The organism is Bradyrhizobium sp. FW305-F6 (assembly GCF_058782905.1).
This window is the reverse complement of sequence record NZ_JBYSYD010000003.1, coordinates 604370-620343: the sequence shown is the minus strand read 5'-3', so window position 1 is coordinate 620343 and position 15974 is coordinate 604370. Positions and strand designations below refer to the sequence as shown.

15 protein-coding genes are annotated in these 15974 nt (G+C 65.4%); 7 read left to right on the top strand and 8 right to left on the bottom strand.

All coding sequences use genetic code 11. The features are described from left to right. Positions 1–19: 19 nt before the first annotated feature. On the top strand, positions 20–445 hold the full coding sequence (locus AC3WLX_RS23325; RefSeq protein ID WP_492337740.1) for an HIT family protein: 426 nt from the start codon (positions 20–22) through the stop codon (positions 443–445). A gap of 5 nt (positions 446–450) precedes the next feature. Here AC3WLX_RS23325 and tsaA read toward each other — a convergent pair whose 3' ends face one another. The 4 genes from tsaA to AC3WLX_RS23305 form a co-directional block, all read right to left on the bottom strand. Beyond that, positions 451–942: a tRNA (N6-threonylcarbamoyladenosine(37)-N6)-methyltransferase TrmO gene (gene tsaA / locus AC3WLX_RS23320; protein ID WP_291620703.1), complete on the bottom strand. Its 492-nt coding sequence runs from the start codon at positions 940–942 to the stop codon at positions 451–453. A gap of 32 nt (positions 943–974) precedes the next feature. Beyond that, on the bottom strand, positions 975–1325 hold the full coding sequence (locus tag AC3WLX_RS23315; protein WP_492337739.1) for an AzlD domain-containing protein: 351 nt from the start codon (positions 1323–1325) through the stop codon (positions 975–977). Next, complete coding sequence (locus AC3WLX_RS23310) at positions 1322–2062, bottom strand: AzlC family ABC transporter permease (protein WP_492337738.1); 741 nt, start codon at positions 2060–2062, stop codon at positions 1322–1324. Before AC3WLX_RS23310 ends, AC3WLX_RS23315 begins: the two co-directional genes overlap by 4 nt. Before the next feature lie 243 nt (positions 2063–2305). Next, the gene (locus AC3WLX_RS23305) at positions 2306–3259 is read right to left on the bottom strand and encodes a transglycosylase SLT domain-containing protein (protein ID WP_492337737.1); all 954 of its coding nucleotides are present in this window, start codon (positions 3257–3259) and stop codon (positions 2306–2308) included. Positions 3260–3347: 88 nt separating this feature from the next. Between AC3WLX_RS23305 and AC3WLX_RS23300 the strand changes: the two genes are divergently transcribed. Next, complete coding sequence (locus AC3WLX_RS23300; RefSeq protein ID WP_492337736.1) at positions 3348–3986, top strand: HAD family hydrolase; 639 nt, start codon at positions 3348–3350, stop codon at positions 3984–3986. A 34-nt stretch (positions 3987–4020) separates the two neighbouring features. On the opposite strand, the gene AC3WLX_RS23295 is transcribed toward AC3WLX_RS23300, so the two are convergent. Beyond that, positions 4021–5037, bottom strand: a complete 1017-nt coding sequence (locus AC3WLX_RS23295; protein ID WP_492337735.1) for a carbon-nitrogen hydrolase family protein — start codon at positions 5035–5037, stop codon at positions 4021–4023. 190 nt (positions 5038–5227) lie between these two features. Between AC3WLX_RS23295 and AC3WLX_RS23290 the strand changes: the two genes are divergently transcribed. The 4 genes from AC3WLX_RS23290 (at position 5228) to AC3WLX_RS23275 (ending at position 9536) form a co-directional block, all read left to right on the top strand. Beyond that, entirely contained in the window at positions 5228–6184 is a 957-nt protein-coding gene (locus AC3WLX_RS23290; RefSeq protein WP_492337734.1) for an AraC-like ligand-binding domain-containing protein, read from the top strand. Between the two features lie 146 nt (positions 6185–6330). Beyond that, on the top strand, positions 6331–7356 hold the full coding sequence (locus tag AC3WLX_RS23285) for an aldo/keto reductase (RefSeq protein WP_291630522.1): 1026 nt from the start codon (positions 6331–6333) through the stop codon (positions 7354–7356). Positions 7357–7530: 174 nt separating this feature from the next. Beyond that, positions 7531–8952, top strand: coding sequence for an MFS transporter (locus tag AC3WLX_RS23280; RefSeq protein WP_492337910.1), 1422 nt, complete (start codon positions 7531–7533; stop codon positions 8950–8952). A 128-nt stretch (positions 8953–9080) separates the two neighbouring features. Continuing rightward, positions 9081–9536, top strand: coding sequence for a PEGA domain-containing protein (locus AC3WLX_RS23275; RefSeq protein ID WP_492337733.1), 456 nt, complete (start codon positions 9081–9083; stop codon positions 9534–9536). 61 nt (positions 9537–9597) lie between these two features. Here AC3WLX_RS23275 and clpA read toward each other — a convergent pair whose 3' ends face one another. The 3 genes from clpA to AC3WLX_RS23260 all read right to left on the bottom strand — a co-directional run bounded on the left by clpA (position 9598) and on the right by AC3WLX_RS23260 (position 13544). Then, positions 9598–12006, bottom strand: a complete 2409-nt coding sequence (gene clpA, locus AC3WLX_RS23270; RefSeq protein ID WP_492337732.1) for an ATP-dependent Clp protease ATP-binding subunit ClpA — start codon at positions 12004–12006, stop codon at positions 9598–9600. Positions 12007–12291: 285 nt separating this feature from the next. Beyond that, positions 12292–12624: an ATP-dependent Clp protease adapter ClpS gene (clpS, locus tag AC3WLX_RS23265; RefSeq protein ID WP_063194953.1), complete on the bottom strand. Its 333-nt coding sequence runs from the start codon at positions 12622–12624 to the stop codon at positions 12292–12294. Between the two features lie 581 nt (positions 12625–13205). Next, on the bottom strand, positions 13206–13544 hold the full coding sequence (locus AC3WLX_RS23260) for a phasin family protein (RefSeq protein ID WP_061877269.1): 339 nt from the start codon (positions 13542–13544) through the stop codon (positions 13206–13208). Positions 13545–13930: 386 nt separating this feature from the next. On the opposite strand from AC3WLX_RS23260, the gene AC3WLX_RS23255 reads away from it, so the two are divergent. After that, positions 13931–15781 (top strand): serine hydrolase, encoded by a 1851-nt coding sequence (locus AC3WLX_RS23255; RefSeq protein ID WP_492337731.1) that lies wholly within the window; start codon positions 13931–13933, stop codon positions 15779–15781. Positions 15782–15974 lie beyond the last annotated feature (193 nt).

Genomic DNA, 15974 nt, shown 5'->3' with positions numbered 1-15974 from the left:
CGTTCGAGGAACCGCCGCCATGACCGCCTACGACACCAACAACATCTTCGCGAAAATCCTGCGCGGCGAGCTGCCCTGCCACAAGGTGTATGAGGACGCGCACGTCTTCGCCTTCCTCGACATCATGCCGCGCGTACCCGGCCACACCCTGGTGATCCCGAAGGCTCCCGCTCGCAACATCCTAGACATCAAGCCGGACGATTACGCTCATGTCGCCCGCGGCGCCCACAAGATCGCGACGGCCGCGATGAAGGCGTTCGACGCCGACGGCATCACCGTGCAGCAGTTCAACGAGCCCGCCGGCGGACAGGTGGTGTTTCACCTGCACATGCACGTGATGCCTCGCCACGACGGTGTCGCCATGCTGCCGCCGGCGAGCCGCAAGGAAGACGACAAGGTGCTGCAGGAGCATGCGGCGAAGCTGATTGCGGCGTTGAAGGGGTAGCCCTATCAACTCGTCTCGAGATCGCCCTTCTGCGGCGCGGCCAGCGGCGTGAACTCGCAGCGGTCGGGCTTGAGATCGATCAGCGGCGTGTTGTCGAGGCAATCGAGCCCACGCACCAGGACCGCGTTGCCCTCGATGCCGACCAGCTTCACGATCGACGTGCCGATCGGGTTGGGCCGCACCGGGGAGCGCAGCGAGAACGTGCCGCGGGTCTTCTCGTTGTTCTTCGGGCTTTGCAGGATGATGTCGCGGCGCGACTGGTCGAGCCAGTAGAGCACTTCGAGATTGCTGTAGAAATCGACGCCCTTGATCGCGGGCACGAACGGCTCGAAGATCTCGAGCCGGCAGATCGGACCGTCCTGCCGTCCCTGGCGCGGCGTCTCCAGCCGCGACGTCCAGGGGGTGCGGATCCGGCCGATAAAGACGAGACCGGCGTCCTGCGCCGGCGGCAGCTCGATGGCGACCTCGCCCTCGCGCAGGTCCTGTTCGCGAGCCATATGTCCTCTTTCCTGGCTGTTCGCCCGCGGTTTTAACCCAACCACCATTTGCCGGCCAGCATGAAGACTTCCCCCGTGACCACGCCCGCGAAGATCGAGCGGCGGGTCAGGAGGAAGACGACGAGCCCGGCAGCGACCGCGCCATAGCGCAGCACGTCAGGTACAGTGGCAAGCGCCCCTGGCGGCTGGACCACGATCTGGGCGATGACGCCGGCCAGGATCGCCGTTGCGACCGCCCTCACCCAGACCAGCAGCTCGGAGCCCTCGTCGATCCCGCCCCCGAACCACAGGCCCAGCATGCGCCAGATCTGGTTGGGAATGACACCGGCGACGAAGAGCACGGCGAGCGCATGCCAGTCCCCGATCGCTTGCGCAAAGCTCATGCGCGCACCTCCCGCCACCAATGCACGCCATAGGCGATCGTGCCGGCCAGGACCCCGCTGACAAGGATATCGAGGCCGGAGTTCATCATGGCCGCCAGCGGATAGAGCACGATGCCCAGCACGAGCGCGACGACATCGGCAACCTCGCGGCTGTTGCGCGCCGTCGAGAACAGGAACGACAGCGGCGTCAGCAGCAGGATCGCCGCGCCCAGCGTCTGCGTCAGGTTGGCGGCGAGGAAATAGCCGACCGTGTTGGCGACGAGGCACACCGAGACGAGGCCGCAGCCGAGCCCGTGGACGAAGGCGATCCGCCGTTCGCGCGGCACCTGCGGCAGGAAGCGGTGGCACTCCACCCACAGCGTCACTGCGGTGAGATGCGCGGCGAAGATCAGCTCGCGCCGCTTGGTCGTCGGCGTGCGCATCAGCGGCAGCACCGAGACGACCATCGGAAACAGGCGGATCGCGCTCACGGTCACCGCGATCGCCGATTGGATCAGCGTGGCGCCCGAACCGAGCGTGGTGATCAGGATGATCTGCGCCGGCCCCGCCCAGACGAACAGCGTCGAGCACAACGTCCAGAGCAGGCTGAAATGGGTGTCGTGGGCCAGCGCGCCGATACCGAGATAAGTCACGAACAGCACGATGGTGAGGATCGTCTGCGTGATCGAGCGCAGCCCCCAGGCAAACGCGCGCCAAGGACTTTGCCATTGCGGTGAATCGAGCGGAGGAAGCGCCACGGGAGATTTGGCCGGTGAGGAATCGGGCCTGCATAACGGGCAAGACGGCGGCGCGCGTCAAGGAAGGGCGCGGCGGGGCTGGCATGCGTGACACCCGGGCCCACCGTCGTCATTTCGGGGCGCGCCACTTGGCGCGAACCCGGAATCCATCAGACCACAGAGATCGTTGTACGATGGATTCTCAGGTGCGCAATTGCGCACCATAGTTCGCGACTTCGTCGCGCCCCGGAATGACAGCTCATCCTACCCCGCCACACCCCTGTTCTTCAGCACGAAGCAGGCACCGCCTGCCTGGCGGATCCGGCTGCACAAATCGTCGGCCTCGGCGCGCGTGTCCGCGCCGATGCGCACCTGGTAGAAGGCGCGCGTGCCGCGGCTACGCATCACCGAGGAGAGCAGGCTCGGATCGCGCTCGCCGATCACGGTGCTCAGCCGCGTGACGGCGCGGGAGTACATCGCCAGCGCCCTGTTGCGGTCGAAGCCGGCGGCGAGCTGCACGCCCCAGGTCTTTGCGGCGGCAAGCTCGACATGCTGCTCGAGCTCGGCCACAAACGGGTTCGGCGCACGCTTCAGAAGCGCCATCAGGTCGCGGCAGCCTGTCGGCGGCGAGCTTGGCGGGCCCTTGCCGGTCGCGCCCGCCTTGGCCCAGGCGTCGATGCTGGCGCCGGTGATGGCATAGACGTAGTTGCGGGTTTGCTCCGGCATTCCACCGGTGCCGGCGAGCCATTCCTGGACCCGGCGCGGCCCCGCATTGTAGGCGGCGGCCGCCAGGCCGAGATTGCCGAACTGGTGGCGCAGCTCGTTCAGGAATTCGGCCGATTTCGGCAAGGCCTGCACCGGATTGAAGGGATCGAGCAGCCCGCGCTCGCTGGCGGTGCCCGGCATGAACTGCGCGATGCCCCGCGCATGTTCGCCGCTGCGCGTCATGGGCCCGACGGCATCGGCCTGGAAACGGCTTTCCTGCCAGATCACGCGCGCAAAAAATTCCAGCGGCAGGTTGTTGTCGCGCGCGGCCGCCTCCACGATCAGGCAGATCGACTCCCGCGTATCGCTCTCGCGCCCCTCGTTCGGTTTCTCCGCCGGCTTCGCAGGTTCCTCGGCTTTCGCTGGCGCGGCGACGGCCGGCGTCTCCTCCGCGGGCGCTGGCGAAAGCACGAAGATGTGGCACAAGACAGCGATAACCCGAGCTATTCGCATGGCATCGACGCGACGAGACAAATCGGACCTTGACTTGGAACCCCAGCCAACTAGCAACGAACGGAATTATCAACGCAGGTCGCGCCCGATGGTGACAATCTTTTTTGATCTCGACGGCACGCTGACCAATCCCAAGCCCGGGATCACCCGCTCGATCCAATATGCGCTGGAACGCCTGGGGGTTGCGGTGCCCAGCGAGGACGAACTGACTTGGTGCATCGGTCCTCCGCTGCTTGCCAGCCTTCGGAAGCTCACCGGAACCGATGAGCTCGCCGACCGCGCGCTCCTGCTCTATCGCGAACGCTTCAGCGACATCGGCCTGTTCGAGAATGAAGTTTACAGCGGGATTGCGGATACGTTGTCATCGCTCGCAGCGACACGTCAGCGCATGTTCGTGGCAACCAGCAAGCCCGCGGTCTACGCCACGCGCATCGTCGATCATTTCGGCCTCAAGCCGTATTTCGAGCGCGTGTTCGGCTCGGAGCTCGACGGCACGCGCGTCGACAAGCGCGATCTGCTCCGCTATGCGCTCGACGAGACCAAGGTCGATGCGAGCAGCGCGATCATGATCGGCGACCGCAGTCATGACGTGGTCGGCGCCCGCACCAACGGCATGACCGCCATCGGCGTCCTCTACGGCTACGGCAGCGAGGCCGAGCTGCGCGATGCGGGCGCGCATCACATCTGCGCCGCGCATCCGGAGCTGCCTCGCCATTGCGTGGCATAGCGGCGAACGGCAGGCCCGCCTCCGCGCTGCTCGATCAGTTCGCCGCCGCGGCCGTTTCCGCCGGCTCGACGGTATCGACCGGTAACGCAAATTGCTCGACGCGATGGTACCGCTTCTTGTTGAGCAGCAGCCGCGTCACGTCCGGCCGCGAATAATGACCGGCGGGATCTGCCGCGTTCTTGGCAACGCCGATCGCGCCGAGATCAATCTCGGCAATCAGCAGGCCTTCTTGATCCGGCGCCAGCTTCTCGCCGATCTGGGCGCCGTCTGGGCCGTAGATCGCGGCAAAGCCCCCGCCCACATGCAGCAGCGCGTTCTTGTCGGGCCGATCGCAGAGCTCGTCAATCATGGCCTGCGACACCGTCGCGCAAGGCGCCAGCACGAAGCAGGAGCCCTCTACGGCATAGACGCGCGAGGCGGCGTTGTTGACCTCCGCGCCGAGCGCCGGCGCGAAGGGATCGTAGAGCGAGAAGCTCGGCCATGCCGCGACGTGCACCTGCTCGTTCTGGGCATACATCGCGTATTTCGACAGCGGCTGGAGATGCTCCCAGCAGCACAGCGCCCCCAAACGACCGATGTCGGGCCGCGCATGCACGGCAAGATCGCTGCCGTCGCCCTCGCCGTAGACCGTGCGCTCGGCGTGGGTCGGCCGCAGCTTGCGGCGCTTTGCAATCGTCTCGCCGTCTGGCCCGATCAGCCATTGCGCCAGATAGAGGCTGCCGCCGTCGCGCTCGGACAGGCCCATCACGGCGGTGAGCCCAGCCTTGCGCACGGCATCGCGCAGCCGTTCGGCCTGACGGCTGTCATAGGACAGCGAATTGTCGAAATAGCGCTGCACGAAGCCACGGCCGATCGCCCAGGCCGGCGAGTCCATCCAGATGTGCCAGGGATAGCCGGGGATGAAGGCCTCCGGAAAGGCGATCAGCTTGGCACCCTTCTCCGCGGCCTCCCTGATCAGGGCGATCGACTTCTCGATCGAGGCGTCGAGGTCGAGCCAGGCGGGCGCTGCCTGCACGACGGCGACCTTGTATTTCGGATGTTCGATGCCCATTGCCGCCTCCATTGCCTGTTGATCGGATGCCCCGACCGATGCAGTCTAATTGGCCAAGCCGGCCGACCCGGCGCTCGACCGCGGCGGAACGAAAACTCGACTGCACGCAGGCTCCCCGGCCGGTACGGGACTTGCCTCCGGTCAGGCCGATCCCGGGCGATTTGCAGGGTGTGAAAGGGAGGCTCTCCAAATGCCAATCCAGTTCACGACGGACGGCAGCCCCGGTTATCGGCGGCTCGCCCTTTGGCAGGACATCGTCTGCGACGTCTTCGTTGGGCTCGACTGCAAGTCCGACCTCGGCAGTCTGTTTCACGGCTCGGTCACCCAGGCCTCGCTCGGCCAAGCGGCATGCTCCGAGGTCAGCTCGGACCGCCAGCACGTCCTCCGTACGCCCTCGCGCATCGCGCGTTCGGACCAGGATTTCGTTCTCGTTGCGCTCGGCAATCGCGGCAATGGTGCCGTGGTGCAGGACGGCCGCGAGACCGTGGTCCGTCCCGGCGAGTTCACGCTCTACGACACCACGCGTCCATATGAGCTGCGGTTCAATGATCGCTTCACGCAGACGATCTTCAAGGTGCCTCGCGCGATGCTGCAGCGCCGGCTCGGCGGCACCGAGACACTGACCGCCATGTCGTTTGGCACCGACGCGCCGCTCGAGCGGCTGGCCTATGATTTCATCTTCCAGCTTTGCCAGAGCGCGGACCGGCTGGCCCCGGACACCGCCGCAGCGCTGTCGGAACAGGCCGTCGACCTCCTTGCGATGGCGCTGAGCGAGCGGCTCGGCAAAATGTCGCTACCATCCTCGACCCATCGCGCCGCCCTGCTGTTTCGGCTGAAGGCGCACATCCGCGCGCATCTCGCCGATCCCGACCTCTCGCTCGCGGAGACCGCGGCCGCGCTCGGCATCTCGCCGCGCTACGTCAACGACCTTCTTGCCGACGAGGAGACGTCGTTCCAGCGCTTCGTCCTCGCCGAGCGCCTCGCCCGATGCCGGCGTGATCTCGCCTCGCCGGTGCTCGCCCATCGCCATATCAGCGAGATCGCGTTTGCCTGGGGCTTCAACGACCTCTCGCATTTCGGCAGGGTCTTTCGCGAGCGTTTCGGCATGTCGCCGCGCGATTTCAGGCAAAGCCAGTTGCGGCACTGACGCCCCTACCAGCCGGCCATCACCCGCACGACCAGTCATCCCGCAGCAAGGCCGGTATGTCAGCGCGAGATAGGACGCGGCGCCCGCCTGCACTATCCTTCCACCGAGCCGAACGATCAATGAGCGGCCAGCCAGGGAGCACTTCGATGGAATACCGACGCTTGGGCCGATCCGGCCTCATGGTGCCGGCGTTGAGTCTGGGGACAGGCACCTTCGGCGGCGTCGGCCGCCTTGCCGCGTGGGGCGCGACGGACGCGACCGAGGCGCGGCGCCTTCTGGACATCTGCCTCGAGGCCGGCGTGTCGATGTTCGACACCGCGAATGTCTATTCGCTCGGCGAATCCGAGCGCGTGCTCGGGGAAGCCATCAAGGGCCGCCGCGACAAGGTGCTGATCTCGACCAAGGCGACCTTCCGCTTCGGTGATGGGCCCAACGACATCGGCTCGTCGCGGCAGCATCTGCTCAAGGCCGTCGACGGTTCGTTGAGCCGGCTCGGCACCGACTACATCGACCTGTTCCAGCTGCACGGCTTCGACGCCTTCACTCCGCCGGAAGAGGTGCTCGCAACCCTCGACGTGCTCGTGCGCGCCGGCAAGATCCGCTATGTCGGTGTGTCGAATTTCTCGGGTTGGCATCTGATGAAGTCGCTCGGTGTTGCCGACAAGCATGGCTTTCCGCGCTACGTCGCCAACCAGACCTACTACTCGCTGATCGGACGCGACTACGAATGGGAGCTGATGCCGCTGGGACTCGACCAGGGCCTCGGCGCCGTGGTCTGGTCGCCGCTCGGCTGGGGCCGTCTCACCGGCAAGATTCGCCGAGGGCAGCCGAAGCCCGAGGTGAGCCGCCTGCCCAAGACCGCCGAGTTTGGCCCGCCCGTGCCGGACGAGCACGTTTACCGCGTCGTCGATGCGATCGACGAGGTCGCGAAGGAGACGGGCAAGAGCGTCTCGCAGATTGCGCTGAACTGGCTGCTGCAGCGCCCCACGGTCTCGACACTGATCATCGGCGCGCGCAACGAAGCCCAGCTACGCGAGAATCTCGGCGCGGTCGGCTGGTCCTTGACCAAGGACCAGGTCGCCAAGCTCGATGCTGCGAGCAAGGTGACGCTGCCCTATCCCTATTGGCACCAGCGCGTGACCTTCAGCGACCGCAATCCGCCGGCGGTGTAGGCACCGTTCCAAGCACGAACGGATGGGCTGGCGCGCGAAAGCCGCGCCTGCCACTGCCTGCCGCACCGCGGGGCCGGCTTCCGCATGGAACTGTCCCTGCCCCGCCGGGTTGCGATGCATCTCGCGATTTCCTATCCGGAGTGAACCTCGGCTCGAATGAAGCGCGCCTTTATCATGTCGTCCGCCCCGATCGAGCATGCCGACGGTCTGCCGCAGCCGCAGCGCAACCAGGCGGTTCTGACGATTGCGCTCGGCATCATCATGGCGGTCGTCGACAGCTCCATCGCCAATGTGGCGCTGCCGACGATCGCAGCCGACCTCGATGCGAGCCCGGCCTTCTCGATCTGGATCGTCAACGGCTACCAGCTCGCGATCACGATCTCACTGCTGCCGCTGGCCTCGCTCGGCGAGATCGTCGGCTATCGCCGCGTCTATCTGGTGGGGCTGGTCCTGTTCACGCTGGCCTCGGCGCTGTGCGCACTGGCGGACACGCTGCCGCTGCTCACGGCCGCGCGCATCATCCAGGGTTTTGGCGCCGCCGGCATCATGAGCGTCAACGCTGCGCTGGTGCGCTTCACTTATCCGCGCAGCCAGCTCGGGCGCGGCATCGGGCTCAACGCGCTCGTGGTCGCCTTCTCCGCCGCGGCCGGGCCGACACTCGCCGCCGGCATTCTTGCGGTCGGAAGCTGGCCCTGGTTGTTCGCCATCAACGTGCCGCTCGGCGTGGTGACGCTGCTGCTGGGCCTGCGCAGCCTGCCGCACACCAAGCCCGCGGGCCGCTCGTTCGACTGGCAAAGTGCGGGGCTGTCCGCGATCACGTTTGGCGTCGGCATCGCCGCTATCGACAGCGTCGGCCATGGCGAGGCGGCGATCACCTGTCTCGTGCAGTTCGCCATTGCCGTCGTCGCGGGTGCGCTGCTGATTTGGCGCGAGACGCACATGACCTCGCCGCTGTTGCCCGTTGATCTGCTGCGAATCCCGGTGTTCGCGTTGTCGATTGCCACCTCGATCGCCTCGTTCTGCGGGCAGATGCTGGCCTTCGTCTCGATCCCCTTCTATCTCCAGAGCCGCTTCGGCTACTCGGCGGTGCAGATGGGACTGTTGATCACGCCATGGCCGATCGCGGTCGCATTTGCGGCGCCGCTTGCCGGCCGCCTGGTCGAGCGTCATCCGGCCGGACTGCTGGGCGGCGTCGGGCTCACGCTGTTCGCCTGCGGCCTTGCCGCGCTCGCCTTGCTCCCTGCAGCCCCGACGCCGTTCGACGTGATCTGGCGCATGGCGCTTGCCGGCGCCGGCTTCGGCCTGTTTCAGACACCCAACAACCGCACGATGATTGCGGCCGCCCCGCGCGAGCGCGCCGGCGGCGCCAGCGGCATGCTGGGCACGGCACGCCTGCTCGGACAGACCACCGGAGCTGCGCTGGTGGCGCTGCTGCTCGGCCGCTATCCGCTCGACGGCACCCGATACGCCCTATTCACCGGCGTCGGATTTGCGCTCTGCGGCGCCGTGCTCAGCATGCTGCGGCTCTCCCCGGCCGGCGCGCGCGGCGCCGAACACGTCCGCGTGCAGGACGACCAGCGCCTGCGCGGCGACTGAGACGGCCGCCCCTGCGATGCCTCCAACTTCCGGGCACAACCCCTGCGTGGCTTAGCTATTCGGAGAATTGCTCTCTTGCTCTCCCGCTCCGGTTGCGCTTCACTGGGATGGGGAACAAGGGGCACTTCATGCGTTTCGTGGGAATTGCGGCGCTCAGCGTCATGCTGGGCGGCTGCGCGTCTGTCACGCGCGGCACGACTGAGAATATCAGCATCTCATCGACACCTTCGGGCGTGGAGGCGGTCGTCAGCGGAATGGACGTTCCGACCACCTGCACGACACCCTGCGCGGTTGTCGTCAAACGGAATGCCGACATTTCAATCACCTTCCAGAAGGAGGGCTATGAGCCGCAGATCGTGCCGCTCAGCCGGGACGTGCAGACGTCAGGGGCTGCAGGTTTCGCCGGCAATCTCCTGCTCGGCGGCGTCATCGGCATGGGTGTCGACGCCGCGACCGGAGCAGCCACCGATCACAAGCCCAATCCGGTCATCGTGACGATGCAGCCGACGGGCCGCGCGCGGCCGCCTGCACCAAAGAGGCCACGAGCACCGGCGGCAGCTCCTCCTCCTGACACCGGAACGTAGAGGTCCGAACGAACAAAAGGCCGGCTTTTCAGCCGGCCTTTTCATTCACGTGACCTGCCGATCAAACCTTGACCAGCGGCCCTTTCGAGGTCGGGCCCTTCGAGCCGCCGGGACCACCCGGCTTGGACTTGCCGGGCGGCCGCTTGCGGGTGCCGGGCAGCTTCTCCTGCTTCGGCGTGACCGGGCCCTCGACGAATTCGAAGCCGATCTTCTCCTTGGTCTCGTCGGCCTCGTCCTTGACCAGCACAACGCGGACATGACCGCCACCCTTGAGCTTGCCGAACAGCACCTCGTCGGCCAGCGGCTTCTTGATGTGCTCCTGGATCACGCGGGCCATCGGACGCGCGCCCATCTGCTCGTCGTAGCCGTGCTGGACCAGCCAGGCCTTGGCAGGCTCGGACAGCTCGATGGTGACGTCGCGGTCGCCGAGCTGCGCCTCGAGCTGGAGCACGAACTTCTCGACCACGGTGCCGATCACGTCGACGCTGAGATGGCCGAACGAGACGATGGCATCGAGACGGTTACGGAATTCCGGCGCGAACTGCCGGTTGATCGCCTCGTGGTCGTCGCCTTCCCGCTTCGAGCGCGTGAAGCCGAACGCCTGCTTGGCGAGATCCGCCGCACCGGCATTCGTGGTCATGATCAGGATCACGTTGCGGAAGTTGACCTGCTTGCCATTGTGATCGGTGAGCCGGCCGTGATCCATGATCTGGAGCAGCACGTTGTAGAGGTCGGGATGTGCCTTCTCGATCTCGTCGAGCAGCACGACGCAATGCGGATGCTGGTCGACGCCGTCGGTGAGCAGGCCGCCTTGATCGAAGCCGACATAGCCGGGAGGCGCGCCGATCAGGCGCGACACCGTGTGCCGCTCCATGTACTCGGACATGTCGAAGCGCAGCAGCTCGACTCCGAGCGTCGCCGCGAGCTGCTTTGCCACTTCGGTCTTGCCGACACCGGTGGGCCCTGAGAACAGGTAGCAGCCGATCGGCTTCTCCGGCTCCCGCAGGCCGGCACGCGCCAGCTTGATGGAGGCGGCAAGCGATTCGATCGCCCGATCCTGGCCGAACACGGTGCGCTTCAGGGTCTGCTCGAGGTGCTTGAGCACCTCGGCATCGTCCTTCGAAACGCTCTTCGGCGGAATCCGCGCCATCGAGGCGATCGTGGTCTCGATCTCCTTGATGCCGATGGTCTTCTTGCGCTTGTTCTCGGAGACCAGCATCTGCGCCGCGCCGGACTCGTCGATCACGTCGATCGCTTTGTCCGGCAGCTTGCGGTCGTGGATGTAGCGCGAGGACAGCTGCACCGCCGCCTCGATCGCCTCATTGGTGTATTTCAGCCGGTGGTAGTCCTCGAAATACGGCTTGAGACCCTTGAGGATCGCGATGGCGTCCTCGACCGTCGGCTCGTTGACGTCGATCTTCTGGAAACGCCGCACCAGCGCGCGGTCCTTCTCGAAGTGCTGGCGGTATTCCTTGTAGGTGGTCGAGCCCATGCAACGGATCGTGCCCGAGGCGAGCGCCGGCTTGAGCAGGTTCGAGGCATCCATCGCTCCGCCCGACGTCGCGCCCGCACCGATCACGGTGTGGATCTCGTCGATGAACAGGATGGCGTTGGGATGCGCCTCGAGCTCCTTCAGCACCTGCTTCAAGCGCTCTTCGAAGTCACCGCGATAACGCGTGCCTGCGAGCAGCGTGCCCATGTCGAGCGAGAACACGGTGGCGGCCGCAAGCACCTCAGGCACTTCGCTGTCGACTATGCGCTTGGCGAGACCTTCCGCGATCGCGGTCTTGCCGACGCCGGCTTCGCCAACGAACAGCGGGTTGTTCTTCTGCCGGCGGCACAGCACCTGAATCGCGCGGTTGATCTCGGAATTGCGTCCGATCACCGGGTCGATCTTGCCGTCGCGCGCCTTCTTGTTGAGGTTGACGCAATAGGTCTCGAGCGCCTCGCCCTTCTTCTTGGCGTCCTCGTTGCCCTTGGCCTCGGTTTCCTCGTCGACGCCGCGCACGGGGCGCGCCTCGGAGACGCCGGGCCGCTTGGCGATGCCGTGGCTGATGTAGTTGACCGCGTCGTAGCGCGTCATGTCCTGCTCCTGCAGGAAATACGCGGCGTGGCTCTCGCGCTCGGCGAAGATCGCGATCAGCACGTTGGCGCCGGTCACCTCTTCGCGACCGGACGACTGCACATGGATTACCGCGCGTTGAATCACGCGCTGGAAGCCGGCGGTCGGCTTGGCGTCGTCGGCGCCATCCGTCACCAGGTTCTCGAATTCGGTCTCAAGGTAATTGACGAGGCTCGCACGGAGCTTGTCGAGATCGACGCTACAGGCGCGCATGACGGCGGCTGCATCGGAGTCGTCGATCAGGGAGAGCAAGAGATGCTCGAGCGTCGCGTATTGGTGATGACGCTCGTTTGCGATCGCCAGCGCACGATGCAGGGATTGTTCAAGGCTTTGGGAAAAAGTCGGCATTCGCGTCCTCTATGGCCCCCACCATCATGGTCGTGATCGCCCGGTCAGGCAACAACAACCTTTGTCACATATAGTTATACAAGACCGCGGTGAAAGACCGGTTCCGCGACTCGGTGGCGACACATCTGCGGTATTTTCGATGCAAAACCCGTTCCGATTTGGGCAGGATGGGCGCTGGCGCACGATTCCGTAGTTTTGCCGCCTGCGTCCAACAGCGCGCAGCCTTCACGCGACAACGACGTTGCGGCTTACAAGAGAGCCGCCTTCAAACGCGGCGAAAGGCGTCTACTTCTTTTCCATTACGCATTGCAGCGGGTGCTGGTGCTTGCGGGCGAAATCCATCACCTGCGTCACCTTGGTCTCGGCGATCTCGTAGGTGAAGACGCCGCACTCCCCGATGCCATGATGATGGACATGCAGCATGATCTTGGTCGCAGCTTCGATGTCCTTGTTGAAGAACTTCTCCAGCACGTGAACGACGAACTCCATCGGCGTGTAGTCGTCGTTGAGGATCAGCACGCGGTACAAGTTCGGCCGCTTGGTCTTGGGCTTGACCTTGGTGATCACCGAGGTGTTCGGACCCGAGGGAGTGCCCGAACGGTTCTCGTCATTGCTCATGCGAGGAGCGGCGGCAGCGGCTGGCGCGGACAAGTCGAGGCTGGAAGTCAATTGCAGCATGGCACAGGCGTTCAAAATTCCCCACGGAAGCGAATGCGGTCACCGCGCGACCCCGTCCTCCGGAGCCCGGCGCAGGCGCGCCAACCAGTTGGATCGCCGCTCCCGACAAATCCGGTCAAGCCGTATCGCTCGCTAGCAATATGGCCCTGCCCCTGGCTGGCCGCAAGCACGCGAAGCTACGGCCAATGCAGTCGCGGCAGTTCCGATTCCCGGTCCAAGCGATCCTGGTCAGGTTAATCAATCCGGACCGATTTGACAAAACCTTCCGCGCGGCTGGTTTAGAACGTGTCGACCAGGAACCCGCCGTAACCCGCCTCCAGCTAGCTACGCCGAATCCACGGCTCGCTGGAGCGATCCGACTGCGAACCGCATTATTGCGCCGGCAGCAGCGACAGGTTCGATCTGGTCAGCGCAGCCGGTGTTGCGCTCGAAGCTGCGCGCACCACGCTTCGGATCATCGCGCACAGCAAAAAGCCCGGCTGGTGCAGCCGGGCTTCTCAATTCCAGGATGTCCTGAAACCTTACTGGGCGGCCGGGGTGAACTTCGACACGATGGTCTCGACCGGCTTGAACGCCTGCTTGGCGAGGTCGCTGTAGAGGCCGGCGATCTTCTGCGATTCCGCAACGAAGGTCTCGTAGGAGGAACGGGCGAAATCGGTCTGCGCTTCCATGGCCTTGTCCAGCGACTTTACGCCGGAAAGCTTCTCGACGAAGGACTTGGTGTCCTCGAACGACTTCTTCGTATAGTCGCCATAGGCGCTGGCGATCGCCTGAAGGCCGTGCTGCACCGAGGTCGCGGAGGCAACACACTGCTCGAACTGCTCTTTCCCGTAGTTCTGGAAATCTTCAACCTTGAACATGTCGGAATCCTTATCCCTGGCTCGCGTCGGGAAGCCCCGGCTCCCTGACTCCGCACAAAAATAGTGCAACGCACAAAAAAGTCAAGAATCTTGTGCGCCGCACAAAATCGGGGGTAATCGCCGAGATTCCCGGGGTTTTCCGCAAGGGTTCCTTAAGCTTTTGGAAACCGGGGCGCCCTACCTTGATTCCCTGGACGTGTTCACTTCCGCGAGCGGTCAAAAGCCGTTTGAGAACATCACCTTAGCCAGAACAGCGGCTCAGGTCCAACGTCCCCCGCGGCGAACACCAGCGGACGGACAGCCTGAGCAGGTAATCATCCCGGGTCTTTTGGGCACAATTTCGCCCCACGAGCCGGTGATCAAGTCAGAAACGGGGACGGGGTTCCATGCTTCGTAACAACTTGTCTTCCTCGCGCTGGGCGCGGGTTGGCGTTTTCGGGCTGCTCACGGTCACCACCGCAGTCATCTTCACCATTGACGCTGCCGAGGCGCGCCGCCACCGGCGCCATTACGCGCATCACAAGGTGCAGCGAAGTGTATCCGAGAGTTCCAACCCGAAATTCGCGTCCATTATCGTCGACGGCAATTCCGGCGCGGTACTCCAGGCAACAAGCCCTGACGCGATCCGCCATCCGGCCTCGCTGACCAAGATCATGACCCTTTATCTGCTGTTCGAGCGCCTTGAGTCCGGCAAGCTGAAGCTCGATACCGAAATGCCGGTGTCCAAGCACGCCGCCGATCAGGATCCGACCAAGCTAAACCTGCGTCCCGGCCAGACCATCCGCGTCGAGGACGCGATCAAGGGCCTCGTCACCCGCTCCGCCAACGACGCCTCAGTTGTGATTGCCGAGGCAATCGCCGGAGACGAAGAGGCCTTTGCCCAGATGATGACGCGCAAGGCGCGCTCGCTCGGCATGTCGAAGACTGTCTACCGCAACGCCAATGGCCTTCCCAACGACGAGCAGGTCACGACCGCGCGCGACCAGGCTACGCTCGGCCGCGCCATCCAGGAGCGCTTCCCGCGCTATTACCGCTATTTCGCGACCTCGACGTTCAACTGGCGCGGACAATCGATCCGCAACCACAATCACCTGCTCGGCAGCGTCGAGGGCGTGGACGGCATCAAGACCGGCTACACCCGCGCCTCCGGCTTCAACCTCGTCAGCTCGATGCGCCGCGGCAATCGCCACCTGATCGGCGTGGTGCTCGGCGGCCGCAGCGGCGGCTCGCGCGACGCCATCATGCGCAACCTGCTCGCCGAGAATCTCGACAAGGGCGCGACCACGCGCACCGTCGTCGCGGTCACCGAGCGCAACGCCGCCGATGCCAATACCGATGTTGCCGACGCATCCGACACCCCAGCACGGCCCCCCGCGCAGGTCCAGGCCGCGGCAGCCCCGGCCCCCGAAGCTGCCCCGTCGCGCCTCGCCGCGCGCCTGGCGACCCTTGCGGCCGCCACCGCCGCGATGCCGCCCGCCCAGCACCGAGCGGAACCCAGCAAGCCTGAGGTTCGCCCGACCGAATCCAAGATCGAGCCCGCGCCGCTCACCAATGGCGTGATTTCGAGCCAGCCGCTCTCCATCATCCCCGGCTCGTCCGAGCCGATGAAGCCGGTCCGGGTCAAGACGGTCCAGGTCAAGGCCGGCACCGTGAAGGTCGCCTCCGCCGCCCCTGGCCAGGTTGCGCCGCCCATCACCAGCACGATCCCCTCCCGTGCGGAGGTCGCTGAGACCTCCGGTGCGGTCGTCGCAAAGGCCGATCTCGTCAGCAAGCCGGAGCCGGTAAACCAGCCGGAAACGTCGAAGGTCGAGAACGCCCGCGCCGAACTGCCGCGGCAGCCGGCCGGCTTCGGCACCGGCAACGGCATCTTGGGGGTGCTGCCGGCCGCAACCGCGGCGGCGCCCGTTCATACCGGCCCGAAGCTCGCATCCGCCGACCCGGCGCCGCAGCCGATCCAGATGAACGCCCCCACCAAGCCGGTCGTCAGCCACAGCGGCTGGATCGTCCAGGTCGGCGCGCTCGAGAGCGAGAGCGAAGCCAAGCAGCGCATCGACGCTGCCCGCAATTCGGCACGCGGCCTGCTCAGCAAGGCCGATCCGTTCACCGAGCCCGTCGTCGCCAAGGACAATCGCAAGCTCTACCGCGCCCGCTTCGCCGGCCTCGAGCGCGACCAGGCGGAAGCCGTCTGCCGCACGTTGAAGCGCGCCGAGATCTCCTGCATCACCGTTCGCAACTGATCTCCTTCCCCATTCCAGACCAAATGCCCGCGCCATGCGCGGGCATTTTCGTTTTGGGGATGGGGTAATGCCGAGGCAGTTCACGACAAGGCCGTTCCACGACAACCTCTCGTCAAGGATTTACGGTTAAAACTTTACCCAAGGGATCGACCACGCCAACAAGGGCGGGCGACGGCAGACAGAGCAGAACGGA

Bases quoted from the DNA above. Each gene is read 5' to 3' on its own strand.
- AC3WLX_RS23290 (WP_492337734.1), top strand. From the start codon at position 5,228: ATGCCAATCCAGTTCACGACGGACGGCAGCCCCGGTTATCGGCGGCTC.
- clpS (WP_063194953.1), bottom strand. From the start codon at position 12,624: ATGAGCAATGACGAGAACCGTTCGGGCACTCCCTCGGGTCCGAACACC.
- AC3WLX_RS23260 (WP_061877269.1), bottom strand. From the start codon at position 13,544: ATGTTCAAGGTTGAAGATTTCCAGAACTACGGGAAAGAGCAGTTCGAG.
- tsaA (WP_291620703.1), bottom strand. From the start codon at position 942: ATGGCTCGCGAACAGGACCTGCGCGAGGGCGAGGTCGCCATCGAGCTG.
- AC3WLX_RS23280 (WP_492337910.1), top strand. From the start codon at position 7,531: ATGTCGTCCGCCCCGATCGAGCATGCCGACGGTCTGCCGCAGCCGCAG.
- clpA (WP_492337732.1), bottom strand. From the start codon at position 12,006: ATGCCGACTTTTTCCCAAAGCCTTGAACAATCCCTGCATCGTGCGCTG.
- AC3WLX_RS23275 (WP_492337733.1), top strand. From the start codon at position 9,081: ATGCGTTTCGTGGGAATTGCGGCGCTCAGCGTCATGCTGGGCGGCTGC.
- AC3WLX_RS23255 (WP_492337731.1), top strand. From the start codon at position 13,931: ATGCTTCGTAACAACTTGTCTTCCTCGCGCTGGGCGCGGGTTGGCGTT.
- AC3WLX_RS23295 (WP_492337735.1), bottom strand. From the start codon at position 5,037: ATGGGCATCGAACATCCGAAATACAAGGTCGCCGTCGTGCAGGCAGCG.
- AC3WLX_RS23285 (WP_291630522.1), top strand. From the start codon at position 6,331: ATGGAATACCGACGCTTGGGCCGATCCGGCCTCATGGTGCCGGCGTTG.
- AC3WLX_RS23315 (WP_492337739.1), bottom strand. From the start codon at position 1,325: ATGAGCTTTGCGCAAGCGATCGGGGACTGGCATGCGCTCGCCGTGCTC.
- AC3WLX_RS23300 (WP_492337736.1), top strand. From the start codon at position 3,348: ATGGTGACAATCTTTTTTGATCTCGACGGCACGCTGACCAATCCCAAG.
- AC3WLX_RS23325 (WP_492337740.1), top strand. From the start codon at position 20: ATGACCGCCTACGACACCAACAACATCTTCGCGAAAATCCTGCGCGGC.
- AC3WLX_RS23305 (WP_492337737.1), bottom strand. From the start codon at position 3,259: ATGCGAATAGCTCGGGTTATCGCTGTCTTGTGCCACATCTTCGTGCTT.